Below are 26,351 nucleotides of genomic sequence, written 5' to 3'. Positions count from 1 at the left end.
GGGCGCGTTACTATTGAGTAATACCGTGGCGGTTAATTTTGGCGTCTACACGAAATTTCACCTTTATATTGGGGAATTTATTTCTCCAGTCTTTATCTGTTAATTCTCCACTTTTTTTGTTACTTCGATAAATGGCACCATATCCAAAGGGATCAGCATTAAGCTCTTGCATTTGAGCTAAAAGTTCTTCATATTGCTGCTCCATGTTTTTTTCAATCTCTTTTTCTAATAATGCCTCAACCTTTGGATTTTGCAGCTTGATCTCCTTTGTTAGCTCAAGTAAACGAAACTCTATTTCTACATGTGTTTCAAATGTTAGATTTTCCATATCAGTTAGCTCGGTTTTTCCTTTCCCGTTCAAGACACTCAGTAAGGCACTTAATTTCTTTTCATCACTTTTTTTATCGCCCGGCTTTGCTAGGTGTTTTTTGAATGGTTTAAGTGGGAGTTCCAATTCTAACATGGTTGTTTTAACTGTTTTCTCCAACATATTAAGTAAAAATGCATTATTTGTAGGTATCTTGCCAACAAGTTTATCGCCTTTGAAAACTGCCACAGCATATAAAAAAGGTTTTCCTTTTTGAATTTTTATCATGGGCAATATAGGGTCTTTGCCCACGTCATAATAGACATGTATGAAATCCTGCAGGGTCATTCGTGGGATGACATCATCATTTTCAGTTTGTTCAATTAAACGATACAAGTAATGCCCAACATTGATGGACGCATCCTCTTGACCCATGGTTATAATATCTTTGGCACTTTTTTTGCTGACGGCAAGATACATGGTGTCAGCAACTTTAGCATCACGAACCAACGTATCCAGGTAAGGTAATATGCCATTCTCAGCAGCCTTCATCCCATACATTTCCAATCGTATTTGACCTGGAGTTAGTTCGAAGTTGGTTTTAAAATTAGCATTTGCTCTTGCTCCTTTTACTGTTTCTCCATAGCCAGTTACAATTTGAGTTATGTTTTGTGTTTGGGAATCGAATTGAAAGAATACAATAGTTGTTTCTAAGTCTCCATCTTCGAGAATATCTACTCCTCTTGTATTAATAATTCCAAGACTCTCAATTTCCTTTGACGGTAGACATGCGTTTAGCATTGTAATAGAAATTAATAGTGGAATCAGCATTTTTTTATTGATCACTATACCTCACCCTTATTTTTACGCCATTTCTTTTTTAATAAGACTAGCGGTAACAATGCAAATGGATAGACATATACAATCCAAAAGCCAACTTGACCCACAGTAGAAATGAATTTGGTAATGGTCTGACTGTCTTCCATTAAGATACTAATAACTAATAATAAACCAGAAGTAATATAAAGTGACTTTTTTTGTGAAACTTTGTACAATCGCTTTACTCCATAAGTAATTCCCCACATTAGTAGGATCATGTTTGGCAGAATAACCATCAGCCAGCTTGCTACAACGATATAGTCAAAACGTTCCATAAAGGAAAAGGAAACAATTTTAAACATACCTAGCACAGACCAATCTAATGTTTCCAATTGCTGAGGGCTGTAATAACCTATTGCAATAACTGTTACGAGGAATAGCGTGAACACTGTCCAAGTTATACCAAAAAAGATGGGGAGTTTCATGTTTTTTTTATTTTGTATGAAGGGATATAACAATAATAGTATTTCAAATCCAAGAAAACTATAGGAGGTAGCTTTAGCCCCCTGCAGTAATTCCACAAAGGATGATTGAAACATAGGTAAAAAATGCGTGATATCTATCCGCAAAGCAGGGACAATTAATAGGACCATTAAAAATTGAATTAAAATAAAGAAAATGAAAACAATCCCTACGATTACTCTAATACCTCCAAGTACACTGTATATGATTAAGCATAGAAAAATAACTGACAGTGCATAAGTAGGAAAAGTTGGAAAAATAAAAATCTGAATGACCTCGATGTAGGTGATTAAAACAGAGAACAGACTTGCTGCTAAATGAATGATAAATATACTTCCCAGAAGTTTTCCAATCCAAACGCCAAATATATCGACTTGAATCCCAATAATATCCGCATTTTCATATTGATTCAAAATAACATACATGGCTAAAACGACGAAAAGTATGTAAATAAATGCAATCAAAATAGCTAACCAGGAATCACGATTGGCTTCAAGAAATATATACTTTGGCGCCCCCATTATTCCAGCCCCAGTTTGAATAGAGGTTATGATGAAAAAGAGATAAAACGCACGTATCTGCAAATTTCCCTTCATTTTCACATTAACATCCATTATTTCACCAGCCTATTCATCAATGTCTTTCTTCTTTGTTGAAACCTTTTCCTTATATCGAATAGCATCTTTTGTTCGTAATAAAGATGCACGATGAGATTGAAAATTCAGTGGTAAACGAAACAGTACTTTATTAAAATCCTTCCATTTAAATGGGTATAACGGTGTTAAATATGGTCTGCCAAGGGATGTGATGCGTAATAAATGAATGATTAAAAAGCAAATACCTATCATGATGCCAATAATTCCAAAAAGGCCCGCTAATATAATCATGGGAAATCGTATCACCCTGACAGTAGTGCCCATTAAATAACTAGGGGAGGTAAAGGATGCGAGTGCACTAATTCCAATTACGATAATTAAGATGCTACTCGTTAGACCGGCTTCAACTGCTGCTTGACCAATAACAATACCACCAACAATACCCATTGTTTGTCCCACTTTTGTAGGAAGTCTTGCCCCTGCCTCCCGAAGTAATTCAATCATGAACTCCAAAATTAAGGCTTCGAGTAATGGAGGAAAAGGAACTGCTGCTCGTGATTGACCGAGTGTAATTAATTCAGGCGTTGGAATTAATTCATAATGATAGGTAACAGCAGCTACATATAATGGTGTAAGTAACACGGACATAACCATGGCGACAAAACGCAAAACACGGAAGAAAGAACCAGCATTCCAGCGCATATATATGTCTTCTGTTGATTCAAAAAAACTAAATAAAGTCGTTGGTCCAATGAACCCATTAGGACTACCTTCCATCAATACGCCCACTTTTCCACTTGTTACTGTGTAACAAAAACGATCAGGTAATTCAGTTGAATAGAATTGTGGGAAAATGGTAATTTGTGAATCCTCAATATACTGCATTAATACAGTATTATCTTCAATAGTATCAGTATCCAGATCTTGTATACGTTGTCGCATCGTATTCACATCAGATTCATTGGTGATTGATTTCATATAGACCAACCGAACTTCTCGAGGGGCTAATTTTCCAACTTTAATCTCTTCCAATACCAAATCAGTAGATCTTATTCTCCACCTGATAAGATTTAAATTGGTTACCAACGATTCTGTGAAAGCTACTTTCGGACCTAAAACAAGTGATTCAGTTTCAGCTCTTGCCAATTGTCGTTTTTCCTTTTTTAAAAGTAAAAAGGATACGGTTTCTTTCTCACCTTCAGCATATACAAAGACTTCTCCTATTAATAGCTTTTCAAGTATATCTTCCAGGTTATCTTTAGTGGAACCAGTGCTTAAAGGGATTTCGTTTAATAATGATTTATTTGTCCATTCCTCGTTTTTATTTAATAAAGGTTGTAATAAAAACTCTTCCAATTTATCAGAATGCACCTGGTAGGCAATAAAAAATATAGCAATATTTTTTTGTTGATGTTGATAGGTTGAGAAGATCAAGTCAGGATTATTCTCAAACTTACTCTCTAATAAACCTTTTAGTTCATCCACTTTAATCGGAAAAATGGAGGATCTGATTTTATTTTTATGTCGACTTTTTCGCATAGAAACCTCCTGAAAAAAGCTTGTAGAGTTAGTATGCGAGAAACAACCAAATTTATTACAAAACAAAAACACTACAGAAATTCTTCTGTAGTGCTTAATTTAGAAAGGCTAACTAGCATTATAATGAGAAAGCTTTTTGTTCTTTGTGTGGTTATACGTTTCGATATGCGATTTAACAAAGATACCAATTTGAATGATCAATGCACTTAAGACAATCCATGCCCAAAAAGCCATGAAACTGGTCTGGAAATTAAAAAGGATATCCGGTATCGGATAGAAGGGGTTAAATTGCATGACTAAAGAAAATGTATAAAACATGCCAAAGGTAAAATTTCTTGACCATTGACTAACATTGTATTCGAATAAACCTTTATTCCACCCATAATTCTGAATCCGAATGATCGCACGCATTACTTCTATTGCTTCAATGACAACGAGCAGCATAAATACGACTACCCAAAAAACAGCAATAAATGCCGGGGTAAAGGTATTGGTTGTAACAATTGCTAAGCCTGTAATCGATAATGCACCATGAATAATGCAATTTGTATTAGACCAATCGTTTGCTAGAGACCAATTTTTTTGTTGCATATATCGTTTACTTATAAGAACAATTCCTGCTAAATAGAACATAAAGCCAAGAATGATAATGGCTTCTGAAAAATACGTTGGAAATTGAAAAAATACGTTATTCAAAAGTAAGATAATAGATTGTGTACCGACTGTTGATAACAGTATGACACCATGGACTTGGTATTGTTGATTTTCAAAAAAAAGCTTGCGAAAATTATAAAAGCAGGTCACTATGAAAAACAACCATAAAAATGTGTTTAATATTGCCATTGCTTGTGTAATAAGGATAATATCAGGAAAATACTTGATAAACACGTTACATAAAACGGAGACCCCAGCAATCCAGGTTCCAATTGTAAAAGATTTTACGGGATGTTTAATAAATGGAATCAAGAAATCCTTTTGGAAAAATTGAATTGATAATGATTTATAAATAACAACCCACGCGATCATAACCAGGATGGCTAGATATTTCCCTAACTTTATATCCAATACGGGAAAAGCATTTACTGTACCAATTAAAAAAATTCCAATTGCCATAATAATAGCACCTGACGCGGGTTCTATTTTCTTGTAGTTACTCTTTTGTTGCATAGTTCCACTTCCATTCGTTCACTAAAACTTCACATCATGCATTATACCATTGTTTGATGTAAAGGTGAACAGATGAGCTAATGGTAACAGATAGATAAATAGTAGTAGACCACCAGTGTCAAAAGCACTGTTTTTCAACATAGTGTATACATTATATTGTTGCATTTTATCAAACGTTGTATAATATGTAATAATCACGCATAAGGGGTGAGTATATGGGAGAAATAGTCCGTAATTGTCGATTATGTAAAAAGCCAATGGAATCTAGCCCGTTCACCATGTGCAATACTTGCTTAATGGAAAGTAATCGAGTACAGAGTTATGTCATCAAACATCCACATGTCTCAATCGAGAAAATTTCAAAGCAAACGGAAGTACCATATAACAAAGTAGAATTGATGGTCAAGCTTGGGTTAAGTGAAAAAGACACAATAGAATCTCAAGTGTATTAATTTTAAAGATTAGAGAACAAAAGAATAAACATCAAAAGAGAATTGCCAACTTGGCAATTCTCTTTTTTAAGGTTAGACAATTATGATTTTCTAACAGGGGAGAGTCCTTGAATTCCTTCCACACCTGTTGCTAATTGTTTATCTACTATTGTCGCATCCTCGATATGCTGCATAATAGCTTGTTTAATTGTATCAAACGAGTCATTGGTTTCATCAATGTAGCTTACCATTTCAACCGTTAATTGATTTTGACTATTCATATTTGTTAATACATCCTGTGTATTCGATTTTACAGTCTGAACGATGGAAGCCATTTCTTTTAGCATATCAACTGTTTTATTATTTATTTCAGTAGATGCTTGTAAGGTCTTTTGATTTTCATACGTATCTTGTTCGGCTTCCTGTATTTTATGTTGGATCGTAGTAGTTACTTCATCGATATGATGTGTGCTTTCAGCCGTATTTTCAGCAAGCTTTCGTACTTCAGCCGCTACCACTGCGAAGCCTTTTCCATGTTCACCAGCGCGTGCTGCTTCAATGGAAGCATTTAATGCTAATAAATTCGTTTGGTTGGCTATCTCACTAATAACCTGAACTATTTCTTTAATTGTATTGGAATGTTCTCCAAGTTCTTTCATACTACCTGCAGTTTTCGTCATTTGTGTTTCTAGACTATCCATAAGATGCTTATTTTTTGTCATTATTTGCTGATAATCTTCTGATTGCTTAGCTAATGAATCTGAAGAATGAACAAGTCCGTTTCCCTTTTCGACTAAGTGAATAGAATGCTCACTTGAAGCTTGTCCAAGGACTTGAATTTCTTCAAATCGTTGTTTAATTTGAATGACTAAATCCTCTAAATCGTGATGCTGTGAATTTACATGTTCATGTTGATCAATAGTATGTAATAAGTCTTTTTCAAACGTAGAAAGAAATGCTCTATTTTCTTTATAAATTTTTTCTTTTTCTTGGTTAACTTTCACGATTTGCGCATTCGCGTGATCTAATTGTTGCTGCAAATTTTTACGGCTGTTCTTTTTACTAAACAAGATTGTTCCCCCTCTATTACAAGACATACTTTATCTGTATTTCAAGTATGTATAGTATTACTTTCGGCATAATCTTAATTATTTTAAAGAAAATTTAAAAATAAATAAAAAATGTATTGACTATTATTTTTCAAAATACTATAATTATTGAGAATCAAATCGAAAGGAGGTCATTAAGATGGAAAATATCATTCAACGTAATCAAGTAAACTTCATACAAATTAGTGACCTTCTGGGCGGAAAAGCATAGTAATACATATTGTTTTTTATTGTCTCTAGAAGGTCACACTCACTGTGGCCTTTTTATATTTTTATGGGTGATTTCCTGATTTCCCATACTTTTATGAAAACATGCGTCATAGACGTATGTTTTTTTTAGTTTTTAAAAAGGTCAAAAGTGGAAGATTTGATGAGAAAGAAATTGGTACACATGAAAAAAGAAAAAGAAGGTGAGTAATACATGTTTCAGGTTTTTAAAAAATTAGATTGGTTTTTTAAACGGTATTGGAAAAGTTACGTGTTTGCAATTGTTGCTTTAATTATTGCGAGTGCAATTGGATTAATTCCCCCTAAATTGGTGGGTTTTGCAATTGATAAAATTCAGTTTGAAACATTAACAATGAAACTTTTAGTAACGCTTATTGCTGGTTATCTTGTATTAATCGTTGTGCATTATGCGATATCATTTTTATGGGATTATACATTATTCAGTGGAGCCGCAAAATTAGAACGTTTGTCCAGAAGTCGGCTAATGGACCACTTTTTAACCATGACGCCAACATTTTTTGGCAAGTTCAGAACAGGTGATTTAATGGCCAGGAGTACCAACGATCTAAGGTCTATCCAGCTAACAGCAGGCTTTGGGGTTTTAACATTGGTTGACTCGAGTATATTTATGATTATGATTATTGCTGTTATGGGATTTACGATAAGTTGGCCTTTGACTTTAGCCGCTTTAATACCATTACCGATTATGGCAGTTGTTATGAACAAGTATGGGGGTACCATTCATAAGCGTTTTATGGAAGCACAGACCGCATTTGGTGACATGAATAATGAGGTTCTGGAATCTATTCGTGGAGTACGTGTTATTCGTGCGTTTGTTCAGGAGAGGCAGGACGAAAAACGTTTCGCGAAAATGACAAATGATGTATACCAAAAAAACATCGAAGTTGCTAAAATTGATGCGTTATTTGAACCTACGATGAAGATTCTTGTTGGGTTGTCTTATACCACTGGTCTTGGGTATGGGGCGTTACTTGTGTTTGAAAACAGGATTACGTTAGGCGACCTTGTCACATTTAATGTCTATTTAGGAATGTTAATCTGGCCGATGTTCGCAGTTGGAGAATTGATTAATATTATGCAGCGTGGTAACGCCTCACTAGATCGTGTGAATGAAACACTTGATTATGGAGCAGACGTTAAAAATCCTACGTCACCAAAATACGTGAATCAGTTAGAATCGATTGAATATGATCATATATCGTTTACTTATCCAGCAACGGAAGTAAAACGACTAGACGATATTTACTTGAACGTTAAACAAGGCCAAACCATTGGAATTGTTGGGAAAACCGGTGCAGGAAAAACAACATTATTTAAATTATTATTACGCCAATATCCTGGAGTACAAGGGAAAATAAAAATTTCCGGGGTAGATTTAACTGATATTAATTTAGAACACATCAGATCATGGATTGGTTATGTACCACAAGATCAAATGATGTTTTCAAAAAGCATTCGTGAAAATATTCAATTTGGTAAAGCGGATGCAACAGATCAGGAAATTTATCGTGTGATGGATCTCGCTTATTTTTTAACCGATATGAAACAATTACCACAAGGTTTGGATACACAGGTAGGCGAAAGTGGTGTCACGTTATCAGGTGGACAAAAGCAACGTGTAGCATTAGCACGTGCATTTATCAAAGATCCAGAAATTTTAATATTGGATGATTCATTATCAGCAGTAGATGGGAAAACTGAATCCAAAATTATTGAGCACTTACGTAAGGAACGTCAGAATAAAACAACATTTATTGCTGCCCATCGTCTATCTGCAGTAACTCACGCAGATCACATTATTGTTTTAGAAGACGGAAAAATAATTGAGCAAGGAACACATAATGAACTAGTTGCAAGTAGTGGTTGGTATAAAGAACAATACAATCAACAGCAGCTGGAAAATGAGGAGGTATAGTTCCTAATGAAAAAGGCATCAACTGAAAAACGGTTATTTAACTATGCGTTACATTATAAAAAAAGTATCATTATCGGACTAATTTGCTTAGTAATTGCTGTAGCTCTTGAGTTAGCAGGACCTTTAATAGCAAAACGAATTATTGATGAACATATATTAGGAATCGAGGGAAACTGGCAACAGGTCGAAAATAACAATGATGACTACACGGTCGAGCATGATGGAATTTATTACAAACGTTCAGATCGACTAACGGATCAGGACCAACCACAAGACCTTGTAACCATCTTTCAGGTGGAACAAGATTATTATCTTGTGAACACGGACGTTCCGTTAAGTGGTAAGCGAAGTATTGCAGGTGATGAAATTGTCGTTAACACTAATGAGGGGGATCAATCCTTTACAGGGGAACAGCTTTCTTTTTCTGAAATATATCCGTTTTTCCAACCTGAAAAAGGTCCAATTTTATTTTTATTAGGTCTATATATGTTTTTATTAGTAATTGCTGCCTTTTTCCAATTTTTTAAGACGTTTCTATTACAAAAAGCGTCCAATCAAATTGTCAAAAGAATGCGAAATGATATTTTTCAGCATACACAGCGAATTCCCATTAACTATTACGTCGATCAACCCGCAGGGAAAGTTGTGGCAAGAATTACGAACGATACAGAAGCAATCAGAGACTTGTATGAACGGGTTTTATCCATTGTAATAACAAGTGTTATTTATATGGCAGGAATCTTCATCGCTCTCTTTATATTAGACGCAAAATTGGCTGCCATGTGTTTGTTAATCATTCCACTGATCCTGGTTTGGATGAAAGCCTATAAATATTTCGGTACAAAATATAATACCGTAATTAGAACTACAATAAGTGATATAAATGGAAGTATTAATGAAGCAATCCAAGGAATGCCGATAATTCAAGCATTTCTCCATGAAAAAAGAACCAAGAAAGATTTTGAAGTACTAAATGATCGTCATTACACGTTTGAACGTAAGTTAGTGAAACTTAGTGCTCTGACTTCTTATAATTTAGTAACAGTTATTCGAAATCTAGCGTTTGTTGGATTTATATGGTACTTTGGGTTTATCTCGTTTGATGCTACGGCTGTGATATCAATCGGTCTGTTATATGCCTTTGTTGATTACCTAAACCGCTTATTTGAACCAGTAACAGACATCGTTCACCAGTTACCACTTATAGAGCAAGCACGGGTAGCAGGTAACCGAGTATTTGAGCTTATGGATCAAGACGGAGAACAGGTCGTAACAGATCATGTAGATAAGTATCGTGGAAAAGTAGAATTTAACCATGTATCATTTGCTTATAACGACAAAGATTTTGTGTTAAACAATATTTCCTTCCAGGTCGAGTCTGGTCAAACAGCAGCATTTGTAGGGCATACGGGCTCGGGGAAAAGTTCCATTATGAATTTGTTATTCCGTTTTTATGACCCACAGCACGGAACCATTACGATTGATGGAAACCCTACAAAAGAGTGGTCACGCCAACAGGTTCGAAGCCACATGGGCATCGTCCTTCAGGATCCGTTTCTTTTTTCGGGTACAATCCTTTCAAATGTGACAATGGGTGATCCAACCATCACAAACGATCAGGCCATCGCAGCATTAAAAGCGGTAGGCGCAAATCGATTTATTGAAAAACTACCTAAAAAATATGAAGATCCTGTTACAGAAGGCGGAAGTACATTTTCATTAGGGGAAAGACAGTTAGTGTCTTTTGCACGAGCATTAGCCTTCGATCCTGCTATTCTCATATTGGATGAAGCCACCGCAAATGTTGATACGGAAACCGAAGCAGTTATCCAACGTGCACTTGCAGTTCTAAAAGAGGGGCGCACGACACTAGTAATAGCCCACCGTTTATCAACCATTCAACAAGCGGACACAATTTTTGTGCTTGACCATGGTATGATAAAGGAGCAAGGAAATCATGAGCAACTGATACATGTGAAAGGAATGTATTATCAAATGTATCAGATGCAGCAGGGTAATACGAAAAAAGCGGTTTAAGATTAGGCGCTTACGTCTCAAAGTCCTATCTATTTGTACGCCGTAACCAGGCGCTTACGCTTTTCTTAATTGGGGTGACTTATGGATAAGAATAGCAAGAAGGATCACGATGTAATTGATGAAGATTTATATGAAGAAATCGATGAAGAAGAACTTGTCGAATTAGTCGAAGCCGAACGAAAAGAGGCAATAAAGCGGGCACATGAAAATAGTGTACGCAAGGAGCCAAAACGTCCTTTTCCCAAATGGGCGTTTTGGCTAATTGTCATTATGATGTTGCTAAACGTTTTTGCATTTTTTCCGAAAGTAGTATCTGTACCAGCAATTGAATTTTTGATTACATCTTCAAAGCTTTCATTACAAGATGACATTCGCACATATAAAAAAGCTGTTGTAGTTATAGAAACAGAGGATTCTAGAGGCACAGGGTTCTCGATCAGTGGAGATGGAACAATTATAACAAATCATCATGTGATTGAAGGAGAGGAAAATGTGACTGTAGCATTTCCGGATGAAGGGCTTCAGAATGCAGAGGTTATAGCGACATATCCATCCGTTGACTTAGCTGTTTTGGAAGCAGAAGGGAGAAACTTCCCATCTCTGGATTTAGCAGAAGATCCAGTTGTCAAAAAAGGTGATCCTATTTACTTTATCGGGAACCCACTACGATTTCAGGGAATTGCTAATAAGGGCACAATTATAGAAGAAACCTTATTACCTGACTGGAATAAACCAGTAGTCATGATAGACGCCCCAGTTTACCATGGGAACAGTGGAAGTCCAGTTATTAACAAGAATGGAAAGGTTATTGGTGTGGTTTTTGCTACCCTGGATAGTGAGGAGAATGGTAAGGTGGGACTTTACATTCCTATTCCTTACTTTTATTCCTCTCATCGATAAAATAATATCTCTTTTTTCCAGGTGCTTACCTTTACTTAGTTTGATAAGACTAAAATGCGGGTATCTTATCTTCATAAGAGTTAAAGGAGGTTTCTGAATGCTTTATTTAACATCAACATTAAAGTCATACAATATTCATGCAACAGATGGTGAAATGGGTAAAGTAAAAGATATTTATTTTGATGATCATAGCTGGGCAATTCGATATGCACAGGTGGATACACATAAATGGTTGCCAGCAAGAAATGTTTACTTATCACCAACCTCTTTCACAGGAGTGGATAGGGATAAAGAGCTCTTAGAAGTTAATCACACGAAAGAAAAGGTTAAAAATAGTCCTACAATACCTGCTGATACAGAACTTTCAACAGCAAATGAAGAAAGTCTAACAGAATATTACGGTTGGAATCGCTACTGGAGAGGACAAAACCTTTGGGGTGCAGTTGATAGACCGTTTGTTCCAGAGGTCCCCGTTCAAAATGATGATAATACCGCAAAACGAAATGAAATGGATATGAATGAGAATACGAAATATGTATTATTAAATGAATCAGAAACAATCGGGATAAAGGTACATGGTCACGATGGGAAAATGGGAGAAATATCAGATTTAATTTTCGATGATGACAATTGGAAAATTGATTATCTTGTTGTGAAGTATGTGAAAGTGCCTGCAGAAAGGTTTTATTTAATAAAGCCAGAGCATATTACTTCTGTTGAATGGTCAGAAAAAGATGTATATGTAGATTTAAAAGCTGATTATTTAGAAGCGGAAATAAGTTTTGACACAAAAGAAGAGTCTTTAGCTAGTCTGTAATAGAAATTCATGCGTTTATGTCGAGAATGTCGATATGAACGCTTTTTTATTTGCGCAAAACATGTAATGGTAACTAATTTTTAATAGAACTGTAAATAGTCTGTGATAGTAACTGGAATGATGATGGGTTAAAATTAGTCATATTGAAATAGAAAATAATACCTAAAAATATAAAAGATGGTGGTTTTCATCATGACGTATAAATTAGTAAATATGACTATAAAAGTAAACTTTAAATATATAGAGGCTACACCCAAAAAAAATAAGAAAATAACGAACTTTATAACGGCTGGAGGTGCTCTAGGTTGATTAGTAACCAGTCCTTAAAAGAAAGCCCCCTTGAAGAAATGATTACCTCAGCCAAACAAGGGGATAAAGAAGTACAAAACGATCTTTTAAAGATGTATCAGCCTTATATCGCAAAATGTGTTTCAGAAGTTTGTAAACGTTACATTGATCCTAAGCGGGATGATGAATTTAGTGTCGGGCTTTTCGCCTTTAATGAAGCAATTCAAACCTATTCAGCTGAAAAAGGTAGTTCCTTTCTGTCATTTGCCAAGCTTGTCGTGAAGCGTAAAGTAATTGATTACATTCGATTTGTTCAAAAAACACCAGCTACCGCTTCATTAGACGAAAGCTATGACGAGGTAAAGATGGAGAATCCAGCAGAAATTGTTGCTGTGAAAGAATTATACCAGGAGGAACAAGAGGCTTGGTATCGTAGAGAGGAAATTTTAGATTTTAAAGACAAGCTATGGGGATATAAATTGACCTTAGCAGAACTAACAGAGGCCTCGCCTAAACATAGGGATGCACGTGAATCAGCCATTCGCACTGCAAAAATCTTATATAATGATGTAGCATTAAGAGAGTACGTACAGTATAAGAAAAAGCTTCCTATTAAGGATTTAGTAAAAAGAGTGGACGTTAGCAAAAAAACGTTGGAACGAAACAGAAAATATATTTTAGCGATATTTATTGTGTTAAGTGAAGATTATCTGTATCTCAGGGATTATCTTAAAGGGGTGGCTCAGTGAGTAAAGGGATAGTGATGGAAAAGCATCGTAAATTTACCATTGTCATGACAAGGGATGGTAGTTTTCACAAGGTTAGACCTGTGAAAAAAGCGGATATCGGTGCTGAAGTTTCATATGAGGTTTTAACTTCAAAAAAAGGTGGTTTGTTGTTTTTTCAATCAAGTAAAGGTCGAAGTATGCCCGTGAAGTATATAGCGATTGCTAGTATGATGCTCTTATTTATTATGCCATTTTATCTTTTAAGTGGGCAAAACAAAACATATGCATATGTTAATTTAGACATTAATCCTAGTTTAGAAATTGAGATAGATGGTGATCTACATGTAGTTTATATCTCTCCGTTAAACGACGATGCTCGGAAATTGATAAAGCAATTACCCAATTACGAAGATAAAAATATAGAGCAGGTTATTGAAATCATCATGAACAAAAGTGATGCACTTGGCTTAACAAAGAATGGTAAAAATGTGTTGGTAGGTGTAAGTTATGTAAATGATCAAGCTATATCGGTTCTCGACACAGTTGATAATTATTTTTCAACTCATAATACGTCGTGGGATATGGCGACTTTTCAGGTTCCAAAAGAAGTTCGGAAACGTGCTTTAAAAGAGAATATCTCAATGAATAAAATAGTGGCAGATACAATGCATGATATGGATTCGAATCCAGAGAAAATGATTCTTCAGCCCCGCGTTAACGATGATGAAAAAGCACTTATTCATTCATTTTATACCAAATCTAGTTCAAATCATCAAGAATCCGGAGAAGAAGAAACGATTTCTGTTGATCAAGAAACCAATCATCCGACAGTAATGCCAAAACCAGAAAAGAAAAAGATAGATCAACCCCCAAGTGAATTAAAGAAAAAGAATGGTGAGATTCATTCAAATGGAAAGAACAAGCACAATCAGTTCGATAAGACTAAGAAAAACGATAATAATGGAATTGAAAAAAAGAAAGAGCAAGAAAAACAACATAAGCAAAAAAGTCATGATAAAAAAGAAACAAAACAGGTGAAGAAAAAAGTAAAGCACGAAGAAAAGGAAGCAAAGAAAGTAATAAAGCAGGAAAAAAAAGAAAAGAAAGATACAAAGCTAAAAGAAAAACACTCAAAGAAACATCCGAAGAAACAGGATAAGCATCAAGAAAAAACTGGTTGAATTTGTTAAACAAATTCAACCAGTTTTTTTATACTTCCATTATTTCTGTTGGTGTGTATTTCATTGCATGGTCAATATAATAAAGCAATTGATCATGGCTTTTTACAACATTATCTTGATCAGGTGAATAATAGTAGGAGTGTAAAAAAAGTTGGATCCGCTTAGACAATAAATCATCGTTTGTTCGGACCATCAACACAAGTAAATCATCCCATTGTCCCCATAGTGTGTAATAAAGTGCTTTGTCGTAATCCGGTATATCCACTGACTTCCCCTCCTCAAATTTAAAGGATTACATGTAGTTTGCCCTATAATAAATATATTTTCGAAAACATAATTGGTGTATTTTCCATAAAAAGGACCTCCAGACAATAAGAATAAAATTTATTTATTGTTACATACTAAACGCAAATATGTTAGGAGGTAATTAAACCAATGAAGATAAAAACAATAGGAGTTGCACTGATGGCTACTGCAGCGCTTGTAGGATGTCAAGATGGAAACAATGACACGGAACCAAATAATGATAACAATGTTGAACAAACAAGATTTAACGCTGGCGATGCTGGTGCTGGAAATACTACCAATGACCGGGAAAATCGTCAGGATTTCGACATGAACGCGGGCGATAATGAAAATAGTGGTAATAATAACGGAAATAAATATGATATGTCTGAAGAGGCTGCAGAAAAAATTTCCAGTCAAGTTAAAGAAATTGAAAGTGCAAACGTTGTTACTACTGAAAATAATGCATATGTAGCAGCGGAACTTGATACAAATAATAATGGTAACAAAAATACAGCTAACAATACTGGTAATAAAGATGGTAATGGCAATACCGGTAATGCTGAAGGAAATGGTGATAAACTTACCGATGAAGTAAAACAAAAGGTATCTGATATTGTAAAATCAGTGGATAAAGATATCGATAATGTTTATGTTTCCACGAATCCAGACTTTGGTGATTTAGTATCGAAATATGCCGATCAAGCTGAGAATGGTGAACCGATCGAAGGATTATTTGATCAAATGGGAAATATGATTGAGCGCGTTTTTCCACAAGATAAAAATTAAATACAGCTAAATGAAGAGTGCTACAATAAAATTTGTAGTACTCTTTTTTTGTTTGTACATAAAAAACCCTAACTTTGAAACAAAACTAAACATATGATATTCTTAAACATAGAAATTCATACTATTCATAGTGAATTACTATGGTTTAATATAAAAAGTGGAGTTGAAATAAATGGGGCGAGAATTTATTGGTTTATTTGAAGAGTGGGCAGACTCTTATGATGATAGCGTAACCGGGAAAGATCCTCAGTATGCGGCAGTATTTCTACATTATGATCTAATACTAAATGAAGTTTCAAAATATGCATCAGGCAATGTATTAGAGTTTGGGGTAGGTACTGGTAATTTAACCCAGAAACTAATAGGGAATGGTCATAAGGTCATTGGGATAGAGCCGTCAGAAGCTATGCGAAAAATCGCAGCAGAAAAGCTTCCAGAACTATCCCTTTATGAAGGAGACTTTTTAACATACCCAAGTTTTGACGATTCAGTTGATACAATTGTAAGTTCTTATGCATTTCATCATTTAACTGATGCAGAAAAAGACATAGCAATTGCCGAATTCGCCAATTTGCTTACCAAAACTGGGAAGGTCGTTTTTGCAGATACCATGTTTGAATCATCCACTGCAAAGGAAGATATAATTAAAGATGCAGATAAAAAAGGATATACAAATTTAATAGAAGATTTAAATCGTGAATACTACCCAACAATCAGTACCTTACGAGATCTTTTTGAGAAAAATCAATTTCACGTAACGTTTGAGAAAATGAATGAATTTGTTTGGCTAGCGATAGCCGAGAAAAAATAAGAGGAGTGACTGAACGATGACTAAGAAAATGAATGTAGAGAGCTTTAATCTAGATCACACAAAAGTGAAAGCACCATATGTTCGATTAGTAGGTGTTACAACAGGTTCCAATGGTGATGATGTATATAAATATGATATTCGCTTTAAACAACCAAACAAAGAACACATGGATATGCCTGGATTACACTCTATTGAGCATTTAATGGCTGAAAATATACGTAATCATATGGATAATGTACTAGACATAGGCCCAATGGGCTGTCAAACAGGATTTTATTTGGCCATCTTAAATAATGACAACTATGAGGAAGTACTGGATACGCTTGAAAAAACGTTACACGATGTATTAAATGCCGACTCGGTACCTGCATGTAATGAAGTCCAATGTGGATGGGCAGCAAATCACAGTTTGGACGGTGCAAAAACAATCGCGCGAGATATGTTAGATAAACGCGATGAGTGGCATCAAGTTTTTGAACAATAAGAGACGATTACCATGACTATTTATAATTCAGTAAAAGAACTTATTGGGCATACACCATTATTACAGTTAACAAACTTCCCCCTTCCAGAGGGGATTCGTTTGTATGCAAAGCTAGAATATTATAATCCGGGTGGCAGTATAAAGGATCGGTTAGGCCAAAAGCTTGTAGAGGAAGCATTAAAAAATGGCGACTTAAAAGAGGGTGGCATGATTATTGAGCCTACTGCAGGTAACACTGGAATAGGTTTAGCATTAGCGGTTCTAAATAAAAATATTAAGGTTATGTTTTGCATACCAGAGCATTTCAGTCAAGAAAAACAAATGATTATGAAGGCGTTGGGCGCTGAAATTGTTCATACCCCGAAGGAAAAAGGAATGCTTGGAGCTATTGATAAAACGAAGGAACTGTTGACTACTATCCCGAATAGCTTTTCACCACAACAATTTAAGAACCCAGCTAATCCGGAAACCTATTATGAAACGCTTGCGCCAGAAATCATGAACGATTTAGATGGTAATCTTGATGTGTTTGTAGCTGGTGCAGGGTCTGGTGGCACGTTTATGGGATCGGCCAACTATTTAAAAGAACAAAACGCTTCGATAAAGACAGTTATTGTAGAACCAGAAGGGTCTATTATTGCAGGTGGGGACCCGGGTCCACATGAAACAGAAGGTATTGGCATGGAGTTTTTACCTGATTATATGAACCGTGATTATATGGATGCGATTCACACTGTATCGGATAAAGATGCATTCAAGTTAGTTAAAGCTCTAGCAGCAAAAGAAGGGTTGTTAGTTGGTAGTTCATCAGGTGCTGCGATGTATGCTGCGCTTGAAGAAGCCAAAATTGCGAAACCTGGATCAACCATTGTAACGGTTTTTCCAGATGCTAGTGATCGATACCTGAGTAAAAGTATATATGGATCAGAAAAATGACTGACATGGAGGAGAAAGAATATGCGAGCAAAAACAAAAATGATACACGGTGGAATTACGAACGATGAGCAAACTGGGGCGGTATCGGTACCGATTTATCAAGTAAGTACGTATAAACAGGATCAAGTTGGTAAACATCGTGGATACGAATACTCACGTACAGGAAACCCAACCAGACATGCGCTTGAAACAGTTATTAGTGACTTGGAAAATGGAAAAGCAGGCTTTGCTTTCGGTTCAGGAATGGCTGCTATTACATCAATTATGATGCTGTTTAATTCGGATGATCACGTAATTATGACTGATGACGTTTATGGTGGCACATACCGCTTAATGACAAGTGTATTAAATCGTTTCAAGCTAGACCACACGTACGTAGATACGAGCTATCCAGAAAAAGTAGAAGCGGCGATTACAGACAAAACCAAAGCGATTTATGTCGAAACACCAACAAATCCACTATTGAAAATTACAGATATCAAAGCAATGGCAGATATAGCGAAGAAGCATGATTTAAAGCTTATTGTAGATAATACGTTTGCTACACCATATTGGCAGCAACCGATTGACCTTGGTGCTGATATTGTATTGCACAGCGCTACTAAATACATTGGTGGACACAGTGATGTTGTAGCTGGGTTAGTTGTTGTTAATTCCAATCAATTAGCTGAAGACCTCCATTTCATCCAAAATTCAGTTGGTGGTGTATTGGGCCCACAGGATTCTTGGTTATTAATGCGCGGGATTAAAACATTAGCATTACGCATGGAAGCAATCGAGTTAAACACGAAAAAAATCGTCTCGTTCTTACAACAACACGATAAAGTATCAACCATTTATTACCCTGGAATCGAAAGTCATAGAGGGTATGATATAACTTCAGAACAGGCATCAGGCTATGGTGGCATGGTTTCATTTGATGTAGGAAGTGGAGAACAAGCTGAAAAGGTTTTAGAAAGCGTTAAGTACTTCACTTTAGCAGAAAGTCTTGGCGCGGTGGAAAGTCTTATTTCACTGCCAGCTCAAATGACACATGCCTCCATCCCACGCAAACGACGCCTAGAGCTTGGCATAACAGATGGATTGGTGCGAATCTCTGTTGGCATTGAAGATAGTGAAGATTTAATTGAGGATTTAGAAAAGGCATTACAAGGTTAGATATTTTGAAAAGATTCGAGAAAAACTCTCGGGTCTTTTTTTACTGTAGAAGTTATTCTGTGGTATTTTAATTGAGGTTGATGGTTAATCTTTCGTTCGGGGTTAAAATTTAATAATTAGCAGATAATAAATTCTGAAATTGACAAAAATCCCATGATTAAGATCTCTCATCGTTCTTGCAACGAATTCTCTTTGGAGTATGCTAAAATAAAAGTAAAATCAAGTTGGAGGAATGAACTTATGAGTGAAAAGGTATTATCGTATCTAACTAACAATCGTAAAGATTTATTAGAAAGACTTAATCAATTTTTATCTATTCCAAGTGTTAGCGCGGAAAGTGTACATAAGAAAGATATTAACCAAGCAGCTGACTTTGTTGAAAATTATTTAAACCATATTCAGTTTGAAAAGGTAGAGCAAATGGACACAGGTGGACATCCCTTAGTTTATGCGGAGTATAATGGTGCTGGATCAAACGCGCCAACTGTTTTATTTTACGGCCATTATGATGTGCAACCAGTTGATCCTATTAATTTATGGGATAGTGAACCGTTTAAGCCAGAGGTACGTAATGGTCGTTTGTATGCTCGTGGTTCAAGTGATGATAAAGGACAAGTTTTTATGCATCTAGCGGTATTTGAAGCCTACATGAAAACGGAAGGAAGGATACCAGTCAATGTAAAAGTATGCATTGAAGGGGAAGAAGAGATTGGGAGTGAAAATTTATATCGTATTCTCCATGAGGAAAGCGATAAATTTTCAGCAGACTTTGCAGTGATCTCTGATTCCGGAATGATTGCAAAGAATCAACCAACTATTTTATATGGGTTAAAAGGATTTACTGGAATAGAAATTAACGTTACAGGACCTGATCATGATTTACATTCAGGTATGTATGGTGGTGCTATTCGAAATCCGATTATGGCATTGAATCATATTTTGGCATCGATGAAAAATGTCGAGGAAGTTATCACTGTAGACGGATTTTATGATGATGTCGAACCATTGACAGATGAAGAACGAGAACTAATTGATCAGGTGCAAGGTGAAAATTATCAAGAGGCAGTGGGGATAAAAGAAACCGCATCTGAAAAAGGATATACAGCTAAAGAACATACAATGGCACGCCCAACATTCGAAATTAATGGAATGTATGGTGGCTATCAAGGTGAGGGAACTAAAACAATTATTCCCGCGTCAGCAACTGCAAAAATCACCTGCCGTCTTGTACCAGGACAAGACCCTCAAAAAGTTCAACAACTGCTAGAAGATCACGTGAAAAAGGTTGCGCCTTCTGGTGTTATGGTAGAGGTAATAAAAGAAAAGCTATCTGCAAAAGCATATAAGGTAGAACCGAACAATCCGTTAATCCAAAAAGCCGCGAAAAGCTACGCAAAAGCATTTGGTAAGGAGACGGTTTATGTGCGAATGGGTGGATCAATTCCTGTCGTTGAATGGATTGAAGCAATCTATGACATTCCGATTGTACTTCTAGGTTTCGGCACACCAGATGACCGATTACATTCGCCAAATGAAAGCTTTCCGTTAGATAGCTTTGATAAAGGAATGGAAACACTGGTTCATTACTGGAGTGAAATAAAAAAATAGACTCTACTACAGTCCCCGTGTAAATCGCACGGGGATAATTATTTCTGGTTTTTATTTTATCAAAATAAGGGTATTAATAATAAATGACACCTGAGGAGGATTTAACATGAAATATGCAGTCGTAACAGGGATATCAAGAGGGCTAGGTGAATCAGTTGCTCAATATTTTTTGGAATCAGGAATTCATGTTTTAGGTATTTCCCGCGCGGGCTCTACGAAATTACAGAAGCACGCAGAATTTAATCATGTAACATTTACGCATTTTGCATGTGATTTAAGTAATGTTACTGAAATAGAAACTACTTATAAAAAGATAAGCGAAGAAGTTTTTACAAAAAGTTTAACAGCTATCTATCTCGTTAATAATGCAGCTGTATTAGATCCAATCAATCCATCCATGAACTTAAAGAGTAAAGACCTCGCATACCATATGCAAGTAAATACCTTAGCACCAATGGTACTAACAAATTTATTTTTGAAGGAGGCAATAGAAAAAGATATTTCTATGGTTGGGGTAACAGTAACATCAGGAGCTGCCGAACGGCCAATTTATGGTTGGAGTGCCTATTGTAGCTCAAAGGCAAGTATAAATAGGTACACAGAAACTGTTGCACTTGAACAGGATGAACTAAAAACAGGTATCAAAATAATAGCTTTCAGCCCTGGTGTTATGGACACCGGGATGCAGGAAAAGATTCGTTCTTCATCACCACAATCATTTATAGATGTGAATACCTTTAAAGATTATAAAAAAAATAATTTGCTGAATAAGACTGATACTGTAGCAGGTATATTGGTTGATATACTTACTGATGAGGGCAGTATTGAAAACGGGAAAATTTATAATGCGAACGATTATTTCTAGGTTTAAATTTAATTATCGTGAGATTCGCCCTTCCCAATTCGGAACCTCCGCATAAGTTAACGTATGCTTAAAATAAGGAGGGGAATTTAATGGGATATGAAGAAGGCGGCGGTCACGGCATGAACTTCGCATTGCTAGTCGTATTGTTTATTTTGCTAATAATCATTGGAACTGCTTATACAGGTGGCGATAAAGGCTACGGAGGATACGGATACTAAGTATAGTAAAAGCATGCAGGGGATGATTCCCTTTGCATGCTTTTTAAAATGGGTAAAATTCATAAACACTTATTTTTATGTGATAATATGATAAACTAGTTGGTGCATAAATATATTGACAATGTTTTTATATAAATGTGTTTAAAAAGTCACCGAATTAGAAATAAGAAGGTCGAGGCACGAAAGTTTTGAGGACCGGACTTGCGCGCTGTCCAGGGGTCGTGTATGCACTTAGTAGAAGTTCCTCTTTCAACGAAGAGATTCGCCATTTATCATTTGGTGATTTTTTGATTATCCTCTATAAATAGATATACTTAAGATTGAAAGGAAGAATAGAATGATAACACGAAAAAGTAAACGCGAAGTTGAAATGATGCAAGAGGCTGGAAAATTGCTTATTAAAACACATAAAGAAATTGCAAAAATGATTAAACCTGGTATAACAACTTTGGAGATCGATACGTTTGTAGAGAAGTTTTTGGCTGGTCATGGGGCAACCCCAGAACAAAAAGGCTTTAGTGGGTACCCTTATGCAATCTGTGCATCGATTAACGACGAGATCTGTCACGGCTTTCCAAGAGACGAGAAGCTTGCTGACGGTGATATCGTAACAATTGATATGGTTGTTAACTTAAATGGTGGATTGGCTGATTCTGCTTGGACTTACACAGTTGGGAATGTAGATCAAGTTGGTAAAAGGTTGATGGATGTAACTAAAAAGGCGCTCCATAAAGGTATTGAGAAAGCTCAAGCAGGGAGTCGTATTGGGGATATTGGGCATGCGATCCAAACCTATGCTGAAGGGGAAGGTTTTTCAGTTGTCCGTGATTTTACTGGACATGGAATTGGTCCAACCATTCATGAGGAGCCACACATTCCTCATTTTGGACTACCAAATAAAGGGGTACGTTTAAAAGAGGGTATGGTTGTTACGATTGAACCGATGATCAATGAAGGTACATGGAAGAGTAAAATGGATTCCAACAACTGGACTGCACGTACTGTTGATGGAGGACGTTCTGCACAATATGAACATACCATTGTCATTACAAAGGATGGTCCATTACTTATAACTGACCAAGGGGAAGAAAAATAGGGGAAATTTAGTGCCTTTTCATAAGGAGGTTGCACATTGCGAATAGTATCTATTTGCCCAAGCAATACTGAGATTGTCGCTTACTTAGGTAAAACTGAATTACTGGTCGGAGTGGATAACTTTTCTGATTGGCCTGACGAGATTAACCAACTACCACGTGTTGGACCAGATCTTTCCATTGATATGGAAAAAGTCGCTTCTCTTGAACCTGACTTAGTTTTGGCTTCCTTGAGTGTTCCAGGAATGGAAAAAAACATTGTGGCCCTTGAAGAAAAGGGTCTGCCATATATTATCTTAAACCCAAATTCCTTAGATGAAATTGAATCTGATATCAGAGAAGTTGGAAAAGCATTAAATCTCTCCGAATTAGGAGTCGAAAAGGCTCAGTTCTTTCATGATGAGATAGCACAATTTCGTTTAAAGGCAGAAAATCGAATAGATCGACCTACACTTTACTGGGAATGGTGGCCAAAGCCTGTTTTTACGCCCGGTGGTGTAAATTGGCTCACGGAAATAAGCACACTCGCTGGAGCGAAAAACATTTTTGAGGACGAACCTATTGCAAATGTTAAAACTGACTGGGAAGCAGTGAAAGCACGAGACCCTGATCATATATGTATGGTTTGGGTCGGTGTGAAAGAAGAAAAAATGCGCCCTGAGCTTGTTATAAAAAGACCCAAGTGGGGTCAAATGAAGGCAATAAAGGCAGGAAATATTCACGTGTTAGAAGAATCATTGTATTGTAGACCGTCACCAAGATTACTAGAAGGTTTACGGAAATTAGAAAAGATTATCCATTAGTAAAAATCAGCCTAAAGTCGTTACTTGGGCTGATTTTTTAGTGGGTAAACAATATTCTTTGTAAAAAAGAAATAATATTGTATACTTATCTAAATTTTCATTTTTGAAGGGGGATAGAAAAATGGCAACAAATCCAATCAGTAAAAGACAAATATCCCCTTCACTTCAAATGATAAAAAAAGGTATAGTTGTTGGTTTGCCAATTATGCTTGGATATTTACCAATTGCTATAACATACGGTGTGTTAGCCAAGCAAGCTGGCATGAGCTTAACAGAATTAACAGGAATGAGTATTTTTGTTTTTGCAGGTGCAAGTCAGTTTATGGCCGTTAATATGATTGCGGCAAGTGCTGGCATTGCAGAAATAATAATTGCTACTTTGGTATTAAACTTTCGTCACTTTGTTATGAGTCTGTCCTTTATGAATCGTTTACGAGGCATTGGACTAAAATGGAAAGTTCCTTTATCATTGGGTTTAACCGATGAAACGTTTGCAATGTCCTCTTTACATCCTGATGAGGCTGAGAAGGATAAAGGCGCACTTTTTTACACGGCACTAATACTAACTGCATATTTTTCCTGGATAATGGGATCTTTTTTAGGTGGCGTATTAGGTGAAGTTATTCCCGCTCGATTAAGTCAAAGTATGGGAATTGCCTTGTATGCGATGTTTGTTGGGTTATTAATTCCCTCTGTGAAAAAAGAAAAACGGGTTGGCTTAATCGCCATTTTTGCGATGTTAATTAATGTTTTATTTAGCCAATATACGAGCGTGGGCTGGGCAATTGTTTGTGGAACTGTAATTGGTGCTGCTGGTGGAATTTTCTTGCTTAAGGAGGATCCAAAATGATAGTTGCTATTATAATTGGAATGTCCTTGGCTACGATGATTCCTAGAATTATCCCAGCATATATAGTGGATCGCATTCATTTTCCAGACTGGTTGAACCGGTGGTTAAACGCTATTCCATATGCTGCACTCGGCGCGCTAATATTTCCAGGGATAATAACAATACGACCTGAACAACCCCATGTAGGTATACTAGGAGGTCTGGTTGCTATTATCTTGGCATATATAGGGTTGAATGTTATTTTGGTAGTTATTGGGGCTATTGCGGCAGTTTATGTAATGACTCTATAATCATTTATTTGAAAATTAAAACATAAAAGAGAATATCTTGGGGGTTGAAAAATGTTCCGAACGAGAAAAGCAGTGTATGATGATGCGGAATCGATAGCTAATATACATATCAATAGCTGGAAGAGCACCTATAATGAATTATTAAATGAAAAAGATATTTCAAATATAACATATGAAAATCGTTTGGCATTGTGAGAAACAATATTAAAAATGCAAAAGGAAGATCAATGTACATTTGTAATTCATAATGAGGAAAAAATCGTTGGCTTTGTAAATGGTGGTCCTGAACGAACAAGGCGTTTTAATCATGACAGTGAAATCTATACGATTTATTTGCTTGATGAATATCAACGGTTAGGATTAGGAGCTGATTTATTAGAGGTATTTGCAGAGGATATGAAATTGAAAGGAAATAAATCTATTCTTGTATGGGTCTTAAAACAGAATCCATCAAGTAAGTTTTACGAGAGATACAAAGCAGAACCAGTTGGCGAGGAAGAAACGACCATTGGGGAAGGTACTTATCAGGAGACTGCTTACGGTTGGAAAAGCATTGATGAATTATTAAGTTTAATAAAGAAAAATAGAAGCTAAAAGGCTGCAGCCTTTTAGCTTCTATTATAGAAAAGGTTCAATATGAATATGTGCATAATATATATTATGTTTTTCTTCCAATAGCTTTTCAATATGAATCGTTATATCATGGCTTTCCTTGACAGATAAGTCAGAATCAACAAGAATGACGATATCGATAAATGATTGATTACCATGAACCCGTCCTTTAACATCTTTCACTTTTTTCACATCATCCACTTTAGCAATACTCTTTTTTATTTTTAGTAAAAACCTTTCATCAAAACCATCTGTAAGTGCATGGGTGGAATCTTTAAATATATCCCAGGCTGTTTTACATATAATAAATCCTACAATTAATCCGGCAACAGGATCAAACCAATATAAACCCAGTTGGGCTCCTATAATACCAACAAAGGCTCCCAAACTAACAAATGCATCTGACTTATTATCTTGTGCTGCAGCATGTAAAGCAGGGCTCCCCACTTTTTTTGCTAAATTCACATTATACCTGTACACGAAGAACATAACAGCAGCCGCGGCTAGTGCGGTCCAAGCTGTTAACATATCCGGTTGTGAGACTTCTCCATGCCATAATTTACGGATTGTATCGTATATTACCTGAATGCCAACTGATACCATTATGAATGCCGCAAATAAAGATGCAACTGTTTCTGCACGATAATGACCATAATGATGATCATTATCGGCTGGCTTTCTAGAAATTTTAAGGCCAATTAATACCGCTATAGATGCGATAACGTCAGTTATATTGTTTAAACCATCTGCTCGTAATGCCGCTGAGTTACCAAAATGAGCGACAATCAGCTTACTTATAGATAGAATCAGGTAAGCAAATATGCTAATCCAAGCACCTTTCTCACCTTTTTTTAAGTTCTCCGAATGTGTCAAGGAAAGATCCTCCATTTTATGTTCTAAGTCCATTAAAGTCCAATTATAATAGCTATAACAGTCTACCAAA

General features: G+C 36.0%; 28 protein-coding genes. 21 read left to right on the top strand and 7 right to left on the bottom strand.

The window, feature by feature from the left end:
* Window positions 1-10 precede the first annotated feature (10 nt).
* The 4 genes from AC3G7N_RS09310 to AC3G7N_RS09295 all read right to left on the bottom strand — a co-directional run bounded on the left by AC3G7N_RS09310 (window position 11) and on the right by AC3G7N_RS09295 (window position 4,950).
* The gene (locus tag AC3G7N_RS09310) at window positions 11-1,153 is read right to left on the bottom strand and encodes a Ger(x)C family spore germination protein (protein WP_489421882.1); all 1,143 of its coding nucleotides are present in this window, start codon (window positions 1,151-1,153) and stop codon (window positions 11-13) included.
* Window positions 1,153-2,244, bottom strand: a complete 1,092-nt coding sequence (locus tag AC3G7N_RS09305; RefSeq protein WP_489421881.1) for a GerAB/ArcD/ProY family transporter — start codon at window positions 2,242-2,244, stop codon at window positions 1,153-1,155. The genes AC3G7N_RS09310 and AC3G7N_RS09305 overlap by 1 nt, the downstream gene beginning before the upstream one ends.
* Window positions 2,245-2,274: 30 nt before the next feature.
* Entirely contained in the window at window positions 2,275-3,783 is a 1,509-nt protein-coding gene (locus AC3G7N_RS09300) for a spore germination protein (RefSeq protein ID WP_489421880.1), read from the bottom strand.
* A gap of 108 nt (window positions 3,784-3,891) precedes the next feature.
* Entirely contained in the window at window positions 3,892-4,950 is a 1,059-nt protein-coding gene (locus AC3G7N_RS09295; RefSeq protein ID WP_489421879.1) for a TDT family transporter, read from the bottom strand.
* A 215-nt stretch (window positions 4,951-5,165) separates the two neighbouring features.
* On the opposite strand from AC3G7N_RS09295, the gene AC3G7N_RS09290 reads away from it, so the two are divergent.
* On the top strand, window positions 5,166-5,402 hold the full coding sequence (locus AC3G7N_RS09290) for a hypothetical protein (RefSeq protein ID WP_489421878.1): 237 nt from the start codon (window positions 5,166-5,168) through the stop codon (window positions 5,400-5,402).
* 80 nt (window positions 5,403-5,482) lie between these two features.
* On the opposite strand, the gene AC3G7N_RS09285 is transcribed toward AC3G7N_RS09290, so the two are convergent.
* Window positions 5,483-6,451 (bottom strand): methyl-accepting chemotaxis protein, encoded by a 969-nt coding sequence (locus AC3G7N_RS09285; RefSeq protein ID WP_489421877.1) that lies wholly within the window; start codon window positions 6,449-6,451, stop codon window positions 5,483-5,485.
* Window positions 6,452-6,911: 460 nt separating this feature from the next.
* On the opposite strand from AC3G7N_RS09285, the gene AC3G7N_RS09280 reads away from it, so the two are divergent.
* From AC3G7N_RS09280 to AC3G7N_RS09255, 6 genes are all read left to right on the top strand, one after another.
* Window positions 6,912-8,654 (top strand): ABC transporter ATP-binding protein, encoded by a 1,743-nt coding sequence (locus tag AC3G7N_RS09280; RefSeq protein ID WP_489421876.1) that lies wholly within the window; start codon window positions 6,912-6,914, stop codon window positions 8,652-8,654.
* A gap of 6 nt (window positions 8,655-8,660) precedes the next feature.
* On the top strand, window positions 8,661-10,691 hold the full coding sequence (locus tag AC3G7N_RS09275) for an ABC transporter ATP-binding protein (RefSeq protein ID WP_489421875.1): 2,031 nt from the start codon (window positions 8,661-8,663) through the stop codon (window positions 10,689-10,691).
* Between the two features lie 81 nt (window positions 10,692-10,772).
* The gene (locus AC3G7N_RS09270; RefSeq protein ID WP_489421874.1) at window positions 10,773-11,591 is read left to right on the top strand and encodes a S1C family serine protease; all 819 of its coding nucleotides are present in this window, start codon (window positions 10,773-10,775) and stop codon (window positions 11,589-11,591) included.
* Window positions 11,592-11,688: 97 nt separating this feature from the next.
* The gene (locus tag AC3G7N_RS09265) at window positions 11,689-12,408 is read left to right on the top strand and encodes a PRC-barrel domain-containing protein (RefSeq protein WP_489421873.1); all 720 of its coding nucleotides are present in this window, start codon (window positions 11,689-11,691) and stop codon (window positions 12,406-12,408) included.
* Window positions 12,409-12,713: 305 nt separating this feature from the next.
* The gene (sigI, locus tag AC3G7N_RS09260; protein ID WP_489421872.1) at window positions 12,714-13,445 is read left to right on the top strand and encodes an RNA polymerase sigma-I factor; all 732 of its coding nucleotides are present in this window, start codon (window positions 12,714-12,716) and stop codon (window positions 13,443-13,445) included.
* Window positions 13,442-14,605 carry an anti-sigma-I factor RsgI family protein gene (locus AC3G7N_RS09255; protein WP_489421871.1) on the top strand — a complete coding sequence of 388 codons (1,164 nt, stop codon included), beginning with the start codon at window positions 13,442-13,444 and terminating at the stop codon, window positions 14,603-14,605. The genes sigI and AC3G7N_RS09255 overlap by 4 nt, the downstream gene beginning before the upstream one ends.
* A 28-nt stretch (window positions 14,606-14,633) precedes the next feature.
* Here AC3G7N_RS09255 and AC3G7N_RS09250 read toward each other — a convergent pair whose 3' ends face one another.
* A complete protein-coding gene (locus AC3G7N_RS09250) occupies window positions 14,634-14,870 on the bottom strand; it encodes a YhdB family protein (protein WP_489421870.1) in 237 nt (78 codons plus the stop codon).
* A 170-nt stretch (window positions 14,871-15,040) separates the two neighbouring features.
* On the opposite strand from AC3G7N_RS09250, the gene AC3G7N_RS09245 reads away from it, so the two are divergent.
* The 14 genes from AC3G7N_RS09245 (at window position 15,041) to AC3G7N_RS09180 (ending at window position 25,390) form a co-directional block, all read left to right on the top strand.
* Window positions 15,041-15,679 carry a YhcN/YlaJ family sporulation lipoprotein gene (locus AC3G7N_RS09245; RefSeq protein WP_489421869.1) on the top strand — a complete coding sequence of 213 codons (639 nt, stop codon included), beginning with the start codon at window positions 15,041-15,043 and terminating at the stop codon, window positions 15,677-15,679.
* Window positions 15,680-15,851: 172 nt separating this feature from the next.
* Complete coding sequence (locus AC3G7N_RS09240) at window positions 15,852-16,490, top strand: class I SAM-dependent DNA methyltransferase (RefSeq protein ID WP_489421868.1); 639 nt, start codon at window positions 15,852-15,854, stop codon at window positions 16,488-16,490.
* 16 nt (window positions 16,491-16,506) lie between these two features.
* Entirely contained in the window at window positions 16,507-16,974 is a 468-nt protein-coding gene (locus AC3G7N_RS09235; protein WP_489421867.1) for an S-ribosylhomocysteine lyase, read from the top strand.
* Between the two features lie 12 nt (window positions 16,975-16,986).
* Window positions 16,987-17,910 (top strand): PLP-dependent cysteine synthase family protein, encoded by a 924-nt coding sequence (locus AC3G7N_RS09230; protein ID WP_489421866.1) that lies wholly within the window; start codon window positions 16,987-16,989, stop codon window positions 17,908-17,910.
* 21 nt (window positions 17,911-17,931) lie between these two features.
* Window positions 17,932-19,068 (top strand): bifunctional cystathionine gamma-lyase/homocysteine desulfhydrase, encoded by a 1,137-nt coding sequence (locus AC3G7N_RS09225; RefSeq protein WP_489421865.1) that lies wholly within the window; start codon window positions 17,932-17,934, stop codon window positions 19,066-19,068.
* Window positions 19,069-19,308: 240 nt separating this feature from the next.
* Window positions 19,309-20,676: a dipeptidase gene (locus tag AC3G7N_RS09220; RefSeq protein ID WP_489421864.1), complete on the top strand. Its 1,368-nt coding sequence runs from the start codon at window positions 19,309-19,311 to the stop codon at window positions 20,674-20,676.
* 106 nt (window positions 20,677-20,782) lie between these two features.
* On the top strand, window positions 20,783-21,541 hold the full coding sequence (locus tag AC3G7N_RS09215) for a (S)-benzoin forming benzil reductase (RefSeq protein WP_489421863.1): 759 nt from the start codon (window positions 20,783-20,785) through the stop codon (window positions 21,539-21,541).
* Between the two features lie 89 nt (window positions 21,542-21,630).
* Window positions 21,631-21,759: a YjcZ family sporulation protein gene (locus tag AC3G7N_RS09210; RefSeq protein WP_489421862.1), complete on the top strand. Its 129-nt coding sequence runs from the start codon at window positions 21,631-21,633 to the stop codon at window positions 21,757-21,759.
* Window positions 21,760-22,096: 337 nt separating this feature from the next.
* Entirely contained in the window at window positions 22,097-22,855 is a 759-nt protein-coding gene (gene map, locus AC3G7N_RS09205; protein ID WP_489421861.1) for a type I methionyl aminopeptidase, read from the top strand.
* A 36-nt stretch (window positions 22,856-22,891) separates the two neighbouring features.
* Window positions 22,892-23,656 carry a cobalamin-binding protein gene (locus AC3G7N_RS09200; protein ID WP_489421860.1) on the top strand — a complete coding sequence of 255 codons (765 nt, stop codon included), beginning with the start codon at window positions 22,892-22,894 and terminating at the stop codon, window positions 23,654-23,656.
* Window positions 23,657-23,777: 121 nt separating this feature from the next.
* Window positions 23,778-24,506, top strand: coding sequence for an AzlC family ABC transporter permease (locus tag AC3G7N_RS09195; RefSeq protein ID WP_489421859.1), 729 nt, complete (start codon window positions 23,778-23,780; stop codon window positions 24,504-24,506).
* Window positions 24,503-24,796 (top strand): AzlD domain-containing protein, encoded by a 294-nt coding sequence (locus AC3G7N_RS09190; protein WP_489421858.1) that lies wholly within the window; start codon window positions 24,503-24,505, stop codon window positions 24,794-24,796. Before AC3G7N_RS09195 ends, AC3G7N_RS09190 begins: the two co-directional genes overlap by 4 nt.
* Window positions 24,797-24,847: 51 nt before the next feature.
* Window positions 24,848-24,991 carry a hypothetical protein gene (locus AC3G7N_RS09185; RefSeq protein WP_489421857.1) on the top strand — a complete coding sequence of 48 codons (144 nt, stop codon included), beginning with the start codon at window positions 24,848-24,850 and terminating at the stop codon, window positions 24,989-24,991.
* A gap of 15 nt (window positions 24,992-25,006) precedes the next feature.
* A complete protein-coding gene (locus AC3G7N_RS09180) occupies window positions 25,007-25,390 on the top strand; it encodes a GNAT family N-acetyltransferase (RefSeq protein WP_489421856.1) in 384 nt (127 codons plus the stop codon).
* A 24-nt stretch (window positions 25,391-25,414) separates the two neighbouring features.
* Here AC3G7N_RS09180 and AC3G7N_RS09175 read toward each other — a convergent pair whose 3' ends face one another.
* Entirely contained in the window at window positions 25,415-26,281 is an 867-nt protein-coding gene (locus tag AC3G7N_RS09175) for a cation diffusion facilitator family transporter (protein ID WP_489421855.1), read from the bottom strand.
* Window positions 26,282-26,351: the final 70 nt, after the last annotated feature.

This window comes from Virgibacillus carmonensis, from assembly GCF_057836705.1.
This window is presented reverse-complemented; position numbering and strand designations above follow the sequence as displayed.

Excerpts from the sequence above, each read along its gene's own strand:
- AC3G7N_RS09305 (WP_489421881.1), bottom strand. The coding sequence starts at position 2,244 with ATGAAGGGAAATTTGCAGATACGTGCGTTTTATCTCTTTTTCATCATA.
- AC3G7N_RS09300 (WP_489421880.1), bottom strand. The coding sequence starts at position 3,783 with ATGCGAAAAAGTCGACATAAAAATAAAATCAGATCCTCCATTTTTCCG.
- AC3G7N_RS09295 (WP_489421879.1), bottom strand. The coding sequence starts at position 4,950 with ATGCAACAAAAGAGTAACTACAAGAAAATAGAACCCGCGTCAGGTGCT.
- AC3G7N_RS09290 (WP_489421878.1), top strand. The coding sequence starts at position 5,166 with ATGGGAGAAATAGTCCGTAATTGTCGATTATGTAAAAAGCCAATGGAA.
- AC3G7N_RS09280 (WP_489421876.1), top strand. The coding sequence starts at position 6,912 with ATGTTTCAGGTTTTTAAAAAATTAGATTGGTTTTTTAAACGGTATTGG.
- AC3G7N_RS09275 (WP_489421875.1), top strand. The coding sequence starts at position 8,661 with ATGAAAAAGGCATCAACTGAAAAACGGTTATTTAACTATGCGTTACAT.
- AC3G7N_RS09270 (WP_489421874.1), top strand. The coding sequence starts at position 10,773 with ATGGATAAGAATAGCAAGAAGGATCACGATGTAATTGATGAAGATTTA.
- AC3G7N_RS09265 (WP_489421873.1), top strand. The coding sequence starts at position 11,689 with ATGCTTTATTTAACATCAACATTAAAGTCATACAATATTCATGCAACA.
- AC3G7N_RS09245 (WP_489421869.1), top strand. The coding sequence starts at position 15,041 with ATGAAGATAAAAACAATAGGAGTTGCACTGATGGCTACTGCAGCGCTT.
- AC3G7N_RS09240 (WP_489421868.1), top strand. The coding sequence starts at position 15,852 with ATGGGGCGAGAATTTATTGGTTTATTTGAAGAGTGGGCAGACTCTTAT.
- AC3G7N_RS09235 (WP_489421867.1), top strand. The coding sequence starts at position 16,507 with ATGACTAAGAAAATGAATGTAGAGAGCTTTAATCTAGATCACACAAAA.
- AC3G7N_RS09230 (WP_489421866.1), top strand. The coding sequence starts at position 16,987 with ATGACTATTTATAATTCAGTAAAAGAACTTATTGGGCATACACCATTA.
- AC3G7N_RS09225 (WP_489421865.1), top strand. The coding sequence starts at position 17,932 with ATGCGAGCAAAAACAAAAATGATACACGGTGGAATTACGAACGATGAG.
- AC3G7N_RS09220 (WP_489421864.1), top strand. The coding sequence starts at position 19,309 with ATGAGTGAAAAGGTATTATCGTATCTAACTAACAATCGTAAAGATTTA.
- AC3G7N_RS09215 (WP_489421863.1), top strand. The coding sequence starts at position 20,783 with ATGAAATATGCAGTCGTAACAGGGATATCAAGAGGGCTAGGTGAATCA.
- AC3G7N_RS09210 (WP_489421862.1), top strand. The coding sequence starts at position 21,631 with ATGGGATATGAAGAAGGCGGCGGTCACGGCATGAACTTCGCATTGCTA.
- map (WP_489421861.1), top strand. The coding sequence starts at position 22,097 with ATGATAACACGAAAAAGTAAACGCGAAGTTGAAATGATGCAAGAGGCT.
- AC3G7N_RS09195 (WP_489421859.1), top strand. The coding sequence starts at position 23,778 with ATGGCAACAAATCCAATCAGTAAAAGACAAATATCCCCTTCACTTCAA.
- AC3G7N_RS09190 (WP_489421858.1), top strand. The coding sequence starts at position 24,503 with ATGATAGTTGCTATTATAATTGGAATGTCCTTGGCTACGATGATTCCT.
- AC3G7N_RS09185 (WP_489421857.1), top strand. The coding sequence starts at position 24,848 with ATGTTCCGAACGAGAAAAGCAGTGTATGATGATGCGGAATCGATAGCT.
- AC3G7N_RS09180 (WP_489421856.1), top strand. The coding sequence starts at position 25,007 with ATGCAAAAGGAAGATCAATGTACATTTGTAATTCATAATGAGGAAAAA.